This is a genomic window from Paenibacillus naphthalenovorans (genome assembly GCF_001465255.1).
Classification (GTDB): domain Bacteria; phylum Bacillota; class Bacilli; order Paenibacillales; family NBRC-103111; genus Paenibacillus_G; species Paenibacillus_G naphthalenovorans.
This window is the reverse complement of sequence record NZ_CP013652.1, coordinates 2032199-2047978: the sequence shown is the minus strand read 5'-3', so window position 1 is coordinate 2047978 and position 15780 is coordinate 2032199. Positions and strand designations below refer to the sequence as shown.

Annotated in this window: 14 protein-coding genes and 2 pseudogenes; 14 read left to right on the top strand and 2 right to left on the bottom strand. The window is 50.2% G+C overall.

What is annotated here, in order from left to right; translation table 11 throughout:
* Positions 1-28 precede the first annotated feature (28 nt).
* The 7 genes and pseudogenes from yneA to IJ22_RS26705 all read left to right on the top strand — a co-directional run.
* On the top strand, positions 29-394 hold the full coding sequence (gene yneA, locus IJ22_RS26715; RefSeq protein ID WP_235594301.1) for a cell division suppressor protein YneA: 366 nt from the start codon (positions 29-31) through the stop codon (positions 392-394).
* 90 nt (positions 395-484) lie between these two features.
* Positions 485-679 (top strand): DUF896 domain-containing protein, encoded by a 195-nt coding sequence (locus IJ22_RS10210; protein WP_054818217.1) that lies wholly within the window; start codon positions 485-487, stop codon positions 677-679.
* A gap of 16 nt (positions 680-695) precedes the next feature.
* Positions 696-1685 carry an aldo/keto reductase gene (locus IJ22_RS10205; protein ID WP_062408735.1) on the top strand — a complete coding sequence of 330 codons (990 nt, stop codon included), beginning with the start codon at positions 696-698 and terminating at the stop codon, positions 1683-1685.
* Between the two features lie 24 nt (positions 1686-1709).
* Positions 1710-2219: a hypothetical protein gene (locus IJ22_RS10200; RefSeq protein ID WP_171005805.1), complete on the top strand. Its 510-nt coding sequence runs from the start codon at positions 1710-1712 to the stop codon at positions 2217-2219.
* Positions 2220-2243: 24 nt separating this feature from the next.
* On the top strand, positions 2244-3035 hold the full coding sequence (locus IJ22_RS10195) for an HAD family hydrolase (RefSeq protein WP_054818218.1): 792 nt from the start codon (positions 2244-2246) through the stop codon (positions 3033-3035).
* Positions 3036-3632: 597 nt separating this feature from the next.
* Positions 3633-4032: pseudogene (locus IJ22_RS27270) on the top strand (transposase); the annotation flags it as partial.
* Positions 4033-4085: 53 nt separating this feature from the next.
* Positions 4086-4364, top strand: a pseudogene (locus IJ22_RS26705) (transposase); the annotation flags it as partial.
* A 180-nt stretch (positions 4365-4544) separates the two neighbouring features.
* On the opposite strand, the gene IJ22_RS10185 reads toward IJ22_RS26705, so the two are convergent.
* Positions 4545-5087, bottom strand: coding sequence for a 1,2-dihydroxy-3-keto-5-methylthiopentene dioxygenase (locus IJ22_RS10185; protein WP_054818220.1), 543 nt, complete (start codon positions 5085-5087; stop codon positions 4545-4547).
* A gap of 275 nt (positions 5088-5362) precedes the next feature.
* Between IJ22_RS10185 and metH the strand changes: the two genes are divergently transcribed.
* Together metH and rnz are read left to right on the top strand one after the other, a co-directional pair.
* Positions 5363-8797: a methionine synthase gene (metH, locus tag IJ22_RS10180; protein WP_062410939.1), complete on the top strand. Its 3435-nt coding sequence runs from the start codon at positions 5363-5365 to the stop codon at positions 8795-8797.
* Positions 8798-8887: 90 nt separating this feature from the next.
* The gene (rnz, locus tag IJ22_RS10175) at positions 8888-9838 is read left to right on the top strand and encodes a ribonuclease Z (protein ID WP_062408733.1); all 951 of its coding nucleotides are present in this window, start codon (positions 8888-8890) and stop codon (positions 9836-9838) included.
* Between the two features lie 54 nt (positions 9839-9892).
* On the opposite strand, the gene tlp is transcribed toward rnz, so the two are convergent.
* The gene (gene tlp, locus IJ22_RS10170) at positions 9893-10120 is read right to left on the bottom strand and encodes a small acid-soluble spore protein Tlp (RefSeq protein WP_062408732.1); all 228 of its coding nucleotides are present in this window, start codon (positions 10118-10120) and stop codon (positions 9893-9895) included.
* A 135-nt stretch (positions 10121-10255) separates the two neighbouring features.
* On the opposite strand from tlp, the gene IJ22_RS10165 reads away from it, so the two are divergent.
* The 5 genes from IJ22_RS10165 (at position 10256) to IJ22_RS10140 (ending at position 15736) form a co-directional block, all read left to right on the top strand.
* Positions 10256-10630 carry a CidA/LrgA family protein gene (locus IJ22_RS10165; RefSeq protein WP_062408731.1) on the top strand — a complete coding sequence of 125 codons (375 nt, stop codon included), beginning with the start codon at positions 10256-10258 and terminating at the stop codon, positions 10628-10630.
* Positions 10611-11303: an LrgB family protein gene (locus tag IJ22_RS10160; protein ID WP_054818222.1), complete on the top strand. Its 693-nt coding sequence runs from the start codon at positions 10611-10613 to the stop codon at positions 11301-11303. Before IJ22_RS10165 ends, IJ22_RS10160 begins: the two co-directional genes overlap by 20 nt.
* Before the next feature lie 115 nt (positions 11304-11418).
* Positions 11419-11634, top strand: coding sequence for a hypothetical protein (locus IJ22_RS10155; protein ID WP_062408730.1), 216 nt, complete (start codon positions 11419-11421; stop codon positions 11632-11634).
* Between the two features lie 395 nt (positions 11635-12029).
* Positions 12030-14315, top strand: coding sequence for a DEAD/DEAH box helicase (locus tag IJ22_RS10145; protein ID WP_062408728.1), 2286 nt, complete (start codon positions 12030-12032; stop codon positions 14313-14315).
* Positions 14312-15736, top strand: a complete 1425-nt coding sequence (locus tag IJ22_RS10140; protein ID WP_062408727.1) for a ribonuclease H-like domain-containing protein — start codon at positions 14312-14314, stop codon at positions 15734-15736. Before IJ22_RS10145 ends, IJ22_RS10140 begins: the two co-directional genes overlap by 4 nt.
* The last annotated feature ends 44 nt before the right edge of the window (positions 15737-15780 follow it).

Here is a 15780-nt window from a genome sequence, read left to right as displayed (position 1 = left end):
AAACAGAACAAATGTTTGGAGGTCGATCATGATGATTCAAAATTCTCGGCTTATACATAACTATCATTCCCGCCAGGTAATGCTAACCAAGCATAATGATAATAATAAGGGAACATATGTTCACGCTGCCGTTTTGGGTGCCTTGCTTTTTTGTGCAGTGTTCTTTATCTCTACGATGTTCAGCTTCTTTTTTGACCAAGATGTTCATGCGGCATCCTCGCAGCCTCAGATATATTCTTACGTGGAGGTTGAATCGGGGGACACGCTTTGGAGCATTGCCTCTCAATATGCGGACCAAGGACAGGATATAAGGGAATATATACATCAGATCAAAGGGATCAACCATCTTAAGAATTCCCATTTGCAAGTAGGACAAAAATTGTTGCTTCCCTAATCGCTGCGCATGTGCCGTATTGCTTCTCTTGACAATCAGATTCGGTAATGTCAAAGTATAATTTGAAATGACATTACCGGGAGGATCGGCATGAGTGAATCGAATCATGATGCATTGGTGCGGCGAATTAACGAATTGGCCCGCAAAGCGAAATCGGAAGGGCTAACCGATGCCGAACTGGATGAACGCAATGGATTAAGAAGGAAGTATATCGATTCTTTTAAAACCTCCTTGCGTGGTCAACTGGATAACATCAAGTTTGTTGATCAGGAAGAGAAGAAGTAAGAAGGGGGGTTAAGGGATGAATTATCGTGTTTTGGGCAAAAGCGGAATTGCCGTTTCCGAGCTTTGTTTAGGAACAATGACATTCGGAAATACGACAAACGAACAAGACTCGATTGAAATGGTTCATCGTTTTTTGGATCGCGGAGGAAACTTTATTGATACGGCGGATGTGTATGTCTCCGGTGTTTCCGAAGAGATCGTGGGAAAAGCGATTCGGGAGCGTCGTTCCGATGTGATCTTGGCGACCAAGGTACGCTTTCCTACAGGTAATAATGTCAATCACGTCGGTTTATCCCGAAAACATATTCTCGACGGTGTGGAAGCCAGTCTTCGTCGATTAGGCACTGATTATATCGATTTATATCAAATGCATGTATGGGATCAAATTACGCCCATAGAAGAAACATTGAGAACTTTGGATGATCTGGTTACTTCAGGCAAAGTACGGTATATCGGCTGCTCCAACTTTTTGGCCTATCAGCTGATGAAATCATTAAGCATCAGTGACTTTAATCGTTATGCCCGTTTTATCTCCATTCAACCGCAGTACAGTTTAGTATGCCGTACAATGGATCGTGAGGTTTTGCCTCTTTGTTTGGAGGAAAACGTTGGTGTGATCCCTTGGGCTCCTCTTGGCGGCGGCTTCTTGACAGGAAGATATGTTCGTGGACAGGAACCGACGGAAGGGCGTTTGGCGTCTAAAACGGGAGAAAGCCGTTGGGAAATTCGCAATACGGAGAAAAACTTCCGCATTCTGGATGAATTGATTTCGGTTGCCCATGAGACGGACAAGACCCCGGCTCAGGTGGCATTGAACTGGTTGATTCATAAACCGGGCATCACTTCTCCTATTTTTGGCGCGCGGACATTGGAACAATTCGAGGAAAACATGGGAGCGGTGGATTGGAAGCTGGACGACTCCTTGTGGCAGCGTCTGGATGATGTAAGCGCTCTGGAATACGAATATCCAACCCGATTTATTGATAAATTTTCGCGCAAGGTGTAAATGACGATATAAGGGGCACTCATCATGTCACGTAAGTGGGAACGTATGGTTCGTAAAAATACGAAAATTTCTAATATGCAGCGGAGGAAGAGCGGAAAAGGTGAGATATCGGGAGTAAATGCCGACGGTTCGGTCATATTCAAAGGCCGGAGCTGGTTTTTGCCGATGCTGCTCGTGGCTACCGGTGTTTTTTGCTTTATCGTGTTTCGGAATCAACCCGGGCAAGAACAGCTGTATTGGATTACAGGAGCAAGCTATATATTTCTGGCGTTACTGATTTATTGGATTCGTCGCCCTTTTTTGAAAATCGATAAAAAAACCTTATCTTCCCGCCGATTTGGTGGGGACCGTTTTTATGACGCGGACCAAATCAAGGATATTACCATAAGCAAAGACGCGATAGTCATTAACTTTAAGGCAAAAGGAAAACGGTGGGTTTTCACCAAGATCTATCATATGTTTCCGATCGATTCCGCCAGAATCAAGCTTCAGGAGTATGCTGAAAAATACAACGTGACGTTAATACAAGATTAACATCTGGAAAGAGGAACACTTTTTATGGCGATCAAAGCAGTACTTTTTGATTTGGATGATACGCTGCTGTGGGACGACCGCAGTGTGAAAGAAGCTTTTCAAGCAACCTGTGCTGAAGCGGCTAAACATTATCAAGTGGATCCGGATCAGTTGGAGGAAGCCGTACGACGTGAAGCCCGCGCTTTATATGAATCGTACGAGACGTTCCCGTTCACAAAAATGATCGGAATTAACCCGTTTGAAGGACTCTGGGCGCATTTTACCCAAGGGAAACAAGAAGAATTTCGCAAGCTTCAAGCGCTGGCTCCCCAATACCGTACCGAGTCTTGGACACGCGGGTTGAAAGCGGTAGGCATTGAAGACAAGGAGCTTGGCTATAAACTTGGAGAGCTGTTTCCCGTAGAACGAAGAAATCGCCCTATCGTCTATGAGGAAACATTCGAGGTGCTGGAGCAGCTGAAGGGCCGGTACCAGCTGCTCCTTTTGACGAACGGTTCGCCCGATTTGCAACAGGAAAAGCTGGCAGGCGTTCCTGAGCTTGCTCCGTATTTTGATCATATCGTCATCTCCGGAGATTTCGGTCAAGGGAAGCCGGCGGCTGCGATCTTTGAACACGCAATGGGTTTGTTAGGGATTCAAGCGGATGAAGGTGTGATGATCGGGGATAAGCTGACGACGGATATTCTCGGCTCCAATACCGTCGGTATGCGCAATATGTGGATCAACCGCCACGGCCTAAAGCGTACGGATGACATCGTACCGTCGCACGAAATCAAAAGCTTGCGTGAGATTCAATCGGTCATCGATTCGTTGTAAATTGGTCCTAATACTTTATCATATTGTCGGTAAAAGAAAACCCCTCTGTTAGGGGAGGCCACTGAAAAAGTCCCTTTGGATTAAAAAAGGTACAGTCCCTAAAATAAATGAGAAGGCTGTACCTTTTTTCCTGTATAATTAAGCTATTCGATTCACCTGGTTTTATTGGCATGGGAAGATTAATGCTTGTGATCACACCTAATGTTCCCGTATTTTCTCTTTAGAAATCGTTTGGCCTGAAACCCCATACAATGATTCATTCCAGCCAATAGCATTTGGATATAAACCGTCCCCCGTACGGTTTGACTCAGTCTTAGAGCAACTGGCTAGTAAAAAGTTCAATATATGAAAAAGTAACCGACTTGATTGAAGTCGGTTAATTCGTTTTAATGCTCTCTGAATTTAGGAAGTACTGGTTCCGGCCATTCATAGTCTTTAAACTCGATGCCGCTTTTTGACCAGATTGTTCGGAACCTTGAATCGGATGGAGGTCACTGAGGTGACGGGGATACCCCCTTTTTTAATTTTGTAAAACAAAAAGAAGCCAAACCTTGGTAAAATGGAAGTGACGAGCAACCATTCAAAGGAGGGCTTCTTTTGTACATTCAATATAACATGGATCAACTCTGTCTGCCAATGGATTTAGAAGAAGATATTCCCGCGGGGCATCTGGTCCGCATTGTCAATGATGCGGTTAATCGGTTAGACGACAATATCTTTGCAGCTGCTTACCCGGGTGGGGGCAGGATAGCTGCCAACCGAAAATGCTTACGAAAGTCATCGTGTACGCCTACACCCAGCGAATCTATTCCTCTCGTCAGATCGCAAAGCCGTCCGCGAAAATATCATGTTCATGTGGCTTGCGGCCAGACAGCGGCCGGATTTCCGCACCATTAACCGCTTCCGCTCCGAGCGGATGAAAGATGTTCTCGAAACGGTTTTTACAGCCATTTTGGGTTTTCTTGTCGAGGAGAAGTACGTCAAGCTGGAGCACTATTCCGGAGTCGGGAGTGTACAGGCTGTCCTTTAAAAGACGCCTGCACGAAAGCCAAAGGGAACCGGGAAATCCGAGTGAGTCTCAAATACCATCGTTACAAGCAGCAGACGCGGGAAAAGCTGCGAAGTGAGGAAGGCTACGCGATGTCGGTTCGACGTATGATCGAACCGGAGAGTGTGTTCGGACAAATGAAAAACAACCGGAACTGCCGGCGTTTCCTGCTTCGCGGCTTGCCCAAAGTGAGCCTGGAGGTCGGGTGGCTTTCCCTTGCCCATAATTTATTAAAGTGGGCGGCGATGCACCAAAAAGGTCGAGTAAGAGAGCAAGTATAGCCCTCTACTCGACCTTTTTTTCTGTATGGAAACGAGAAGTTAAGAAAACAGGGCCGTCCCTGCGTAGCTAAAAGCTACTTTTGGGACGGCCCCTTTTTCGTCGTCCTGCTTTGGCTGCCCCGAGAAAAAGTGTAAGTTCTTCCGTGGCCTCCTTATATGGCGGGGTTCATTGTTATTTAATTATGCCTTCTGGAACGTCGGATCCTCGAACGGGTGTGCAATCCAGCCTTCCGTTTCAATAAAGAGGCGAACGGCCACGATTTGGCGGTTTTCCATCAAAGTGAAGAAGTGAGGCTTGTTCTCCGGTACGGAAATGACATCACCTGCTTCCAGTTCGACGTCAAAATAGCCTACATCGTCGCTGCCTTTAATAATGAATATGCCTTTACCTGCTGTAATGGCGCGCACTTCATCTTCCGTATGCGTATGCACCTGCTCGAATTTTTTAAGCAGTTCATCCAGGTTGGGCGTCGCATCGGAAAGAGCGATGACGTCCCATGTCCGGTACCCGCGGCGGTTTGCAAGATCGCGGATTTCCGCATCGAAAGTGGATAAAATTTGCGCTTTTTCATCATCGGTCAGTACAAATTTTTCTTGAAGCTCAGCCGGCAGCTTCGCAGCGTTCCAGTGTTCATACAGCACCTCTTGCTTATCCAAAAATGCCTTGACATTTTGCTCGCCGGTGATTCGTTCGTTGGTATTGCGAATTCTGATTTCTGCCATGGTAAATCCCTCTTCTCCTATAAGAATTGTTCGTTTCTATATATATTATAGTGAAAGGTGCCACATCTGTCGATGAGTATTGGAGAAAGATTTCAATCTTTTTGCATCGTGAGCTGTTGAACATGATGGAAGTTCCTTTTCATCATGGCATGTTTCTGGTACACTTTAGGGATAAACGATTTGCTGAATTTCGTGTTTATTCGACAGCGACGAAAGAGATGCTGGTTGAGAAAAAGAGACGACAGGTATGGCGGCAGTTTGAAAGGGGATTATTGATGGATAAGTCATCCTTGCAAGAGCAATTACAAAAGAAAATTATGATATTGGATGGTGCCATGGGTACCATGATCCAGCAGGAAAATCTCACTGCGGAAGATTTCGGCGGGGAAGAGCTGGACGGGTGTAATGAAATCCTTGTTCTTACCAGACCGGATATTATCCGTAAAATTCATGAAGCTTATTTTGCCGCAGGCGCGGATATCGTTGAGACCAATACCTTCGGAGCTACCAGCGTGGTGCTCGCGGAATATGGTCTGCAGGATCGTGCCCGGGAAATCAATCTGGCTGCAGCCAAGCTGGCTATCGAGGCAGCTAATAAATACAGTACACCGGAATGGCCGCGTTATGTGGCAGGCGCCATGGGTCCGACAACCAAGACGCTTTCGGTCACAGGCGGCGTCACATTCGATGAATTGATCGACAGCTATTATGAACAAGCGCTGGCGTTAATCGAAGCCGGCGTAGATGCGCTGCTGCTGGAGACTTCCCAAGATACGCTTAACGTGAAAGCCGGAAGCATCGGCATTCGCAAGGCGTTCGATCAGATGGGCAGGAAGCTTCCTCTGATGATTTCCGGTACGATCGAACCGATGGGGACGACGCTTGCCGGTCAAAACATCGAGTCGTTCTATATTTCCCTCGAGCATTTGGAGCCGATTTCGATCGGTTTGAACTGCGCGACGGGACCGGAATTTATGCGGGATCATATTCGGACGCTGGCCGATATCGCCGGTACGGCCGTCAGCTGTTACCCGAATGCAGGACTGCCGGATGAGAACGGAAATTACCATGAATCTCCGGAGACGTTAGCGATGAAGATGGCGGGATTCGCCGAGCAGGGTTGGCTGAACATTGCCGGAGGCTGCTGCGGTACAACGCCTGACCATATTCGAGCCTTGGCGGAGACGCTCAGCTCATACAAGCCTCGGGTGCATAGAGGGACTCACCCGCCGGCCGTTTCCGGGATAGAGACGGTATATATTGAAGACGCGAATCGTCCGTACATGGTTGGAGAGAGAACAAACGTTCTGGGTTCGCGTAAATTTAAGCGCCTGATTGCTGAAGGCAAGTATGAGGAAGCGTCGGAAATTGCCCGCGCTCAAGTGAAGGGCGGAGCCCACGTGATCGACGTCTGCCTGCAGGATCCGGATCGCGACGAGATGGCGGATATGCAGAAGTTTCTGGAGCTTGTCGTCAAGAAAGTAAAGGTACCGCTGATGCTCGACTCCACGGACCACCGGGTCATTGAGCTGGGCCTAAAGTATTCTCAGGGCAAGGCGATCATTAACTCGATCAACCTGGAGGATGGCGAAGAGAAGTTCGAGAAAGTCGTACCGCTCATTCATAAATATGGCGCAGCTGCTGTCGTAGGTACTATTGACGAACGGGGACAAGCTATTACAGCGAAAGACAAACTGGAGGTTGCCCGGCGCTCCTATGATCTGCTTGTGAACAAATATGGAATGAACCCGAACGATATCATTTTTGACCCTCTCGTTTTTCCTGTAGGTACGGGTGATCAGCAGTATATCGGATCGGCGAAAGAAACGATTGACGGCATTCGCATGATCAAGGAAGCGATGCCGGATACGGAAACGATCCTCGGTCTCAGCAACGTCTCGTTCGGTCTCCCGGAGGCTGGGCGTGAAGTGCTTAACGCCGTCTTTTTGTACCACTGTACGAAGGCAGGACTGGATTACGCTATTGTCAATACGGAGAAGCTGGAACGTTATGCGTCCATTCCTGAAGAAGAGCGGAGATTGGCGGAAAACCTCATCTATGATACCAATGATGATACGCTGGCCGCGTTTGTTGCGCATTTCCGCAGCAAGAAGGTCGAGAAGAAAGAGAAGATTTCCAATCTGACCTTGGAGGAGCGTCTGGCTTCTTATGTGGTAGAAGGCACCAAAGAAGGCCTGATTCCGGATTTGAACGACGCGCTGCAAAAATATTCGCCGCTTGAGATCATTAACGGTCCTCTGATGAAAGGGATGGAGGAAGTCGGACGGCTTTTCAATAACAACGAGCTCATCGTAGCCGAGGTACTGCAGAGTGCTGAAGTGATGAAGGCATCGGTTTCGCATTTGGAGCAGTTCATGGAAAAGACGGAGAGCGCCGTCAAAGGAAAAATCATCTTGGCAACGGTGAAGGGCGATGTACATGACATTGGTAAAAACCTCGTCGAAATCATTTTGTCCAATAACGGATATAAAATTATCAACTTGGGCATCAAAGTTCCGCCCGAGCAGTTGATTGAAGCGTACCGCAAAGAGAAGGCGGATGCGATCGGTCTGTCGGGACTGCTTGTCAAATCGGCACAGCAAATGATCGTTACCGCTCAAGACTTGAAGAATGCGGGAATTGATGTTCCTATTCTTGTGGGCGGAGCCGCATTAACACGGAAGTTTACCAAGACACGGATTGCTCCGGAATATGACGGCCTTGTCCTTTATGCCAAAGACGCGATGGATGGCTTGGAAATCGCGAACAAGCTCAGCGACCCGGAACAAAAGCAGCAATTGATTCGTGAGCTGAGAGAAAGCATGGAGTCGGATGTGAAGGAATCCGGGCGTAAGGAAGAGCAAATGCCTGAGCTGACACGGGTGAAGGTATCTACGTTAGACCGGACGGTGCCGGTACAGCAGCCGCCGGATTTGGAACGCCGCGTGCTGCGCGATTATCCGATCAGTCATTTGATGCCTTATATCAACATGCAGATGCTGCTTGGACACCATTTGGGGCTGAAAGGTAAAGTCGATCGATTGCTGGCCGAGAAGGACCCGAAAGCTGTTCAGTTGAAGGAAACGGTAGATCAGATTTTATTCGAAGCGCAGCGTGAAGGCATTATTAAAGCCCACGGTATGTATCGCTTCTTCCCGGCTCAGGCCGATGGCGACGATGTGCTGGTTTACGACCCGGAAGATCATACCAAGGTGCTGCAGAAATTTAGTTTTCCGCGGCAGCAAAAAGAGCCTTATCTCTGTCTGGCCGATTTCTTAAAGCCGGTAGAAAGCGGCGAGATGGATTATGTCGGTTTCCTTGTCGTCACAGCCGGCCATGGGATCAGCGAATTGGCGGCTGAATGGCGTGAGAAAGGCGATTATCTGCGTTCTCACGCATTGCAGGCGGCCGCTCTTGAAACGGCGGAAGCATTCGCCGAGCGCATCCATCAAATGATGCGCGACGTATGGGGCTTCCCGGATCCGGCGGAGATGACCATGCAGGAGAGGTTCGGAGCCAAATACCGCGGGCAGCGGTTTTCGTTCGGTTACCCCGCATGTCCGAACCTGGATGATCAGCAGCAGCTTTTCGCATTGATGCACCCTGAGGATATCGGCGTTCATCTGACGGAAGGCAGCATGATGGAGCCAGAGGCTTCCGTATCCGCCATCGTATTTGCACATCCCGATGCCAGATATTTTAACGCCTAAAGCCGATTTGGGGTATGCTATACAGGGTGGAGCGTGAACGCTCCACTCTTTTCACTGATTGGACTTTAACGAAACGGGAGTCGATGGATATTGGAACTTTATTTTCTGGGAACGGGTGCCGGAATGCCTTCCAAGGAACGTAATGTTACCTCCGTGATGCTGAATCTGCTGGCGGAGAGAAACGTCTATTGGATGTTCGATTGCGGGGAAGGAACGCAGCATCAGGTGCTCAGGGCTCCGGTCAAAATCAGCAAGCTGGAAAAGCTGTTTATTACCCATCTGCACGGAGATCACATCTATGGTCTTCCCGGTTTGATGTCAAGCCGATCCTACCAAGGGGGAGAGAGTCCCTTTACCATTTACGGTCCAAAGGGAATTAAAGAATTCATTGAAACGGCGCTTCGTGTGAGCGATTCCCATCTGAGTTATGAGATCGACATCGTAGAATTTAAAGAATCGGAGCCGTTCCTTGTATTTGAAGACGAGCAGCTGACCGTTACGGCGGCTCCTCTGGTGCACCGCATTGACAGCTATGGTTATCGCATAACCGAAAAACCGCAAAAAGGAAAGCTGGATGCAGCCCGTTTGAAGGAGCTTGGACTTTCCTCGGGACCACTGTTCGGCAAAATCAAGAACGGAGAAAACATCGAACTGCCGGATGGCAAGGTGCTGTATGCACAGGAGTTTATCGGTCCATCCATTCCCGGCCGCACGGTGACGATATTGGGCGATACCCAGCCGTGCACTCATGCGGTGAAGCTTGCAGAGGCTGCGGATGTGCTTGTCCATGAAGCGACATTTGCGGAGCAGAGAAAAGAGATGGCTGTAAAATATGATCATTCGACGGCGATCGACGCCGCACGTACAGCCCGGGAGGCCGGTGCGAAAACGTTAATTTTGACGCACATTAGTTCGCGTTATCAAGGTGAGCTGGCGGAACAATTAACGGCGGAGGCTCGTACTGTCCATGAGGAGACGTACCTGGCCTATGATCATTTTCGTTTTGAAATCCCTGTATCGCGGAGATCAACGAATGCATAGCCGCAAAGCTAATAACCTCCTCCCCTTTGAAGGGGGAGGAGGTATTTATGCGGTTTACTCTTCGTTCTGTTCGTTTGCTTCGTCTTTGATTTCGGAACGGAACGCGGCTAAGCTTTCACGGCGGCGGTCATTTTTGGATTCGATCTGCTGCTGTTCCTCCGGGCTGATTTCCTCGGCATGCTCGTCCAAATAGGCTTCAGCCTCTTCAATGTTTTCGATGGTGTGATTAATGTTTTTTTGCAGGTGTTCTACGTTGTCCGCACGATTGTCCGGCTTGGCCATGATGATTCAACTCCCGTTTTGGTTAGTGTCAATACGTTAGTGGCATTGCGCCAATTTTACGATACCACCCGAAAGGGCAAATTATGCATACGGCGAGTCCGGTATACGGCCATCATTGGAAGGAGTACGAAAATTATGATGGGATTTGCCATATTACTTGTTTTTTATATGCTGGGAACGGTACTTCATGAAGGGTTCGGAGTGCCTTTACCCGCCAATGTTATTGGCTTGATTCTATTTACGCTCAGCTTATTTCTGAAAATCGTTAAGGTGTCATGGGTGGAAGAGGCAAGCCAGTTCCTGATTCGGCATATGCTCCTGTTATTTGCGCCGATTGTGGCTGGAACGATGGTGTTTTTCTCCTTGATCGGGGAGCAGGCGCTGACGATCGTGATCAGTCTGTTCATGAGTACGTTCGGCGTGCTGCTTTTCACCGGTTGGACGGTGAAGCTGATGAGCGGCAGGAAGATGAAAGAAGGAGAACGCCGTTATGACCGTTCAAGAGCTTAGCGCCGAGCCGTTATTCGGCATTTCGTTAACGGTGATCGCTTATGCCGTCGCTTTAAAGTGCCAGCAAAAGTGGAAAGGGCTGCATCCGCTTCTTATCTCGTCTATCCTGATCATTGCGGTGCTGATGTTGATGCGGATCCCTTATGAAGCCTATAAAAAGGGCGGGGACTACATCGTTTTCCTGCTCGGACCGGCTACAGTCGCGCTGGGTGTCCCTCTTTACAAGAACGCCCAGCGAATTGGACGGAACTTTTTGCCTATCATCACTGGCGTTACCGTAGGCTCAGTAAGTGCGCTGATGATGTCGGCCGGGCTAGTCTGGAGCTTGGGAGGCAGCCGCGAGCTGCTGATCACGATGATGCCCAAGTCCGTGACTTCCCCGGTAGCTATGGAAATTGCACGACAAGCAGGGGGCATACCCGAGCTCACGGCGGCAATGACGGTGTTAACGGGACTGATCGGAAGTTTGCTCGGACCGGCTTTGCTGCGTTTGGCCGGGGTAAGAGAGGATATTTCACTCGGCACGGCCATCGGTACCGCCGCCCACGGTATCGGTACAGCCCGGATGATCCGGGACTCGGAGCTGGCAGGAAGCATTAGTGGGTTTGCCATGGGAGTAACAGCGATTATCACCAGCGTACTTTTCGTCCCGATATATATTTGGTTCAAATAGACGAATGCGTTCCGGAACCAAGGGAGAAGAAGAGGTTTAGATTTACAAAAAAGTATGAAGAACAGGGGATTGGGCAAGAATAGTCTCAGTAAAAATGTGGAGGAGGGATTGCGGTATGGCTTTCACAAGTCAGGATATCGCCGTCATAGAACAGGCTCTGCAAATCGCAATTCGTTCGCAGGGCGAAGAATCAGAGGCACGGAAGTTTCATGAAGTGCTGGACAAGCTCAAAACGAATGCGGCAGCAGCTATGGTATCGCCCCCTTTACAGACGACGGCTTCTCAAGACGGGCTTCGTTACGATTACGATGATTCCTCTGATTCGCTCTAAGGGTTTTTCCTAATTGCCCGGGAAAGCGCAGGAAGTGACACAATCCTGCGCGGCCATGGGTGCCGGCAAGGGTAATATTCAACATCTTTCGCGTTTAAGTAAAAAAAGACCTGAACCGAAACCCATCGGCTCGGGTTATATTTTTATTTCAGGGAAAAATAGGCCGTGCGGTAAGGATCACGATAAAGACTGCCATAGGGTGACGTCTGGGCTAATCCTTTTAAAAGTCTTTTCATATAAATATTTTATGATGTTAAATTTTATTAAGGCTGTGATCCGCCGGCATATGTCATTGCTAAAAGGTCTTTTGGCAGATCAAATGCAAAAAGGAATTGTAATACGAACATGCATTCTATATAATGGGAGTAACGCTGCCGTCAAAAGGAGTCGAAAAGATGAACCCATTGACCGGAAAGGTTGCTTCCATAAATGAATTGATAGATTTGATCAAGGCGACGCCTGAGCTGATGTCTCAGGTGACGCACTGGCATACGATTCCGCCTCGGGAAGGGCGGTACGAGCCGTTCCCTGACGAGTTAAATCCGCTTCTGCGAGAAGCGCTTGAGACAAGAGGAATCGAAAAGCTGTATACACACCAAGCCTACTCCTTCCGTGAAGTGAGCGCCGGACGGAACGTCGTTACGGTGACGCCTACGGCATCCGGGAAGACGCTTTGCTACAACCTTCCTGTGCTGCAGGAAATATTGAAGGATGAGAGCGCGCGGGCGCTCTATTTGTTTCCGACCAAAGCGCTGGCCCAGGACCAGGTTGCCGAGCTGCAGGAGCTTGCGAATGTTATGGGAGCGGATATTAAGACGCACACGTACGATGGGGATACGCCGCCCGCCGTGCGCCAGGCGATCCGCAACGCCGGACATATCGTAGTGACGAATCCGGATATGCTCCATTCCGCAATACTTCCTCACCATACCAAATGGGTGAAGCTGTTTGAAAATATCCGATTTATCGTGATTGACGAAGTTCACTCCTACCGGGGAGTATTCGGCAGCCATGTCGCCAATGTCATCCGGAGATTGAAGCGAATCTGCCGTTTTTATGGCTCCAATCCGCAGTTTATCTGTGCTTCCGCAACGGTCGATAACCCGAAGGAGCATGCGGAACGCCTGATTGGCGAACCAGTGGCGCTGGTGGATGACAATGGGGCGCCATCGGGAGAAAAGCACTTTGTGTTTTATAACCCGCCCGTCGTCAACGAGCAGCTGGGCATCCGCAAGAGCAGCGTGCTGGAGACGCGAAAGCTTGCCGGCCTGCTGCTGAAGCAGGGTATTCAGACGATTGTGTTTGCGCGCAGCCGCGTGCGGGTGGAGATCCTTCTTACATATCTGCAGGAGCTTGTCGCCCACGAGTTGGGCGCCAAATCGATACGCGGCTACCGCGGCGGCTATTTGCCCAAGCTGAGGCGCGAGATCGAGCGGGGGCTGCGCAGCGGGGAAATCCGCGGTGTTGTGAGCACGAACGCGCTCGAGCTCGGCATCGATATCGGGCAGCTTCAGGCGTGCGTATTAAACGGATATCCGGGAACGATTGCCAGCACATGGCAGCAGTCGGGCCGCGCCGGCCGCAGACAGGAGAACTCGATTACGTTTCTTGTGGCGAGCAGCAATCCGCTGGATCAATACATGATCCAAAACCCCCAGTATTTCTTTGAACGCCCGCCGGAGCAGGCGCGGATCAGTCCGGACAACCTTATCATCCTGGTGGATCATGTGAAGTGCGCCGCATATGAGCTTCCCTTCGAGGAGAATGAGAAGTTCGGGGACGAATCGCTTAAGGACATTTTGGAGTTTTTGACGGAGGAGCGGATACTGCACCGGGTAAAGAACCGTTGGCATTGGATGGAGCAGTCGTTTCCGGCGCACGATATCAGCTTGCGCTCCGCCGCGCAGGAAAATTTTATTATCATCGATATGACCAACGGTGCGCGTGTTCTCGGCGAGGTAGACAGGTTCAGCGCGCCAACGCTGATCCATGAAGAAGCGATCTATATTCACGAGGGCGTGCAGTTTCAAGTGGAGAAGCTGGATTATGAAGAGAAGAAAGCGTATGTCCGCGAAGTGAACGTCGATTACTTTACGGACGCCAATCTGGCGGTTCAGTTGAAGGTGCTGCACGTTCATCGGGAAGCGGCCGAGAGGGGACTGCTGAGGCAGTATGGAGAAGTGACGGTAAACGCAAAAGCGACGATTTTCAAAAAAATCAAGCTGGGGACTCATGAAAACATTGGATCTGGACCGATTCATCTGCCTGAGGAAGAACTGCACACCAGCTCCTACTGGTTCACATTTGATGAAGAAGCGGCTTCCGGGATGACGGCGAACGATATGCAGTTTGCGCTTCTCGGGCTATCCAACGTCCTGGTGCATATCGCTCCGCTGTATTTGATGTGCGACCCGCAGGATATCCGCGTCGTCCCTCAGGTAAAAGCCGTGCATAACAAGCAGCCGACGATCTTCTTCTATGATAGGTATCCGGGCGGTGTAGGTCTCAGTGAACGGCTCTACGAAGTGCATGGTAAGCTGCTTGCTGAAGCGCAGCGGCTTATTTCTTCATGCGGCTGCCTTAGCGGCTGCCCGGCTTGTGTCGGTCCGATCGAGGAAGTGGGGATGACCGGGAAGCAGCTGTCGCTTGGCTTGCTGCGTCGACTGGAGGGAGCGGGATGAGCTCGCTCAGGGAAAGGCTGTTGCGGCATAAGCGGCCTGAGGAGACGGCCGTGCCGGTCACTCCAAGCGAAAATCCTTCTACGGACGAGTGGAGTGCGGTTGGCGCGGTCATGGAACAAAGCGAATGGGGCGATTTCGTGCTGCGCCGGAATACCTATGAGGCCGAATACCGGCACGGCGGGAGCCGGCTGGGAGATTTGGCAAACAGCGGGGATGAGCTTTGGCGTTTGCTGGCTGCCAAAGAACCGGGGACCGGTTCTGCCGAAACGTCGGGCATGCCGCACGAACGCCTTCTTTTCATGGATACGGAAACGACCGGTCTGGGCCATGGCGCCGGCAATGTCCCTTTCATGATCGGGATCGGGTTCTATGAAGGGGACCGTTTCACGGTCGAGCAAATGCTGATCCGGCATCCCGGGGAAGAAGCGGCCATGCTTGGTTACCTTCAAAACAAGCTGAAAAGCCGTCCGGTGCTTATTTCTTATAACGGCAAATCGTTTGACTGGCCCATCGTCAAGAACCGGTACATTATGAACCGGATGCCGCTGCAGGCGGAGCCCGCAGGGCATATCGATTTTTTGTATCCGTCCCGAAGCTTATGGAAGCATACGCTGCCGTCCTGCCGATTAGGCCATATCGAGGAGGAGCGGCTGGGCGTGTACCGGGACAACGATGTCCCGGGATCGCTGGCGCCGGCGCTTTATTTTCAATATTTGTCAGAGCGGGACCCTGAGATTTTAAAGGGCGTATTTGTTCACAACGAGCTGGACGTTCTATCGTTGGCCGGGTTGGCCGTGCATTTTGCCGCCTTGCTGAGCGGAAAGCTGGATTGGATGCATGCCCGTGAATTCGGCAGGGAAGAGTGGTTCCGGCTCGGGCTGTGGCTGGATAAAATCGGGATGAGGGCGCAGGCCGACGAGGCTTTGAGCGCGTTAGCGGAGGAACTTCTATCAGACATTGCCCAAAGAGAAACAGGCGAAGTGGATGCTTGCCTGCTGCCTCTGGCTCAATTTTTCAAGCGGCGGCGTATGCTGTCTGAGGCATGCCTGCTTTGGAAGCATTATATCGCCTGCAAGGGCGGAAGCCGAACCGCATCCTTGGAGCCTTATATAGAGCTGTCTATGTATTACGAACATAAAGCCAAGGAGTGGAAGCCGGCTTTGGAGTACGCTCAGCTGGCACTCGATCTCGTATGGCGCCAAGGCGCGCTAAAGCGCAGCGGAAACCGGACGGGAGCCGTGAGACGGGAAGCTGGGTCGAAGGAGGCGGGGAACGAAGCGGCAGAACTGGAAAAAAGGATTGAACGGCTGAAAAGAAAGTCGGCTTCATCCACCACTTCCGTTTGGTCTCCTTCCGTGACGAAGCCATCAAGAAAACGGCAGCCCGCCCCCGGATTCGAGCAGTTGTCGATGCCTCTTTAAGGTATAATTTCCCTTCCTCTTGGAAATCTAGTGAAAGATCGAAA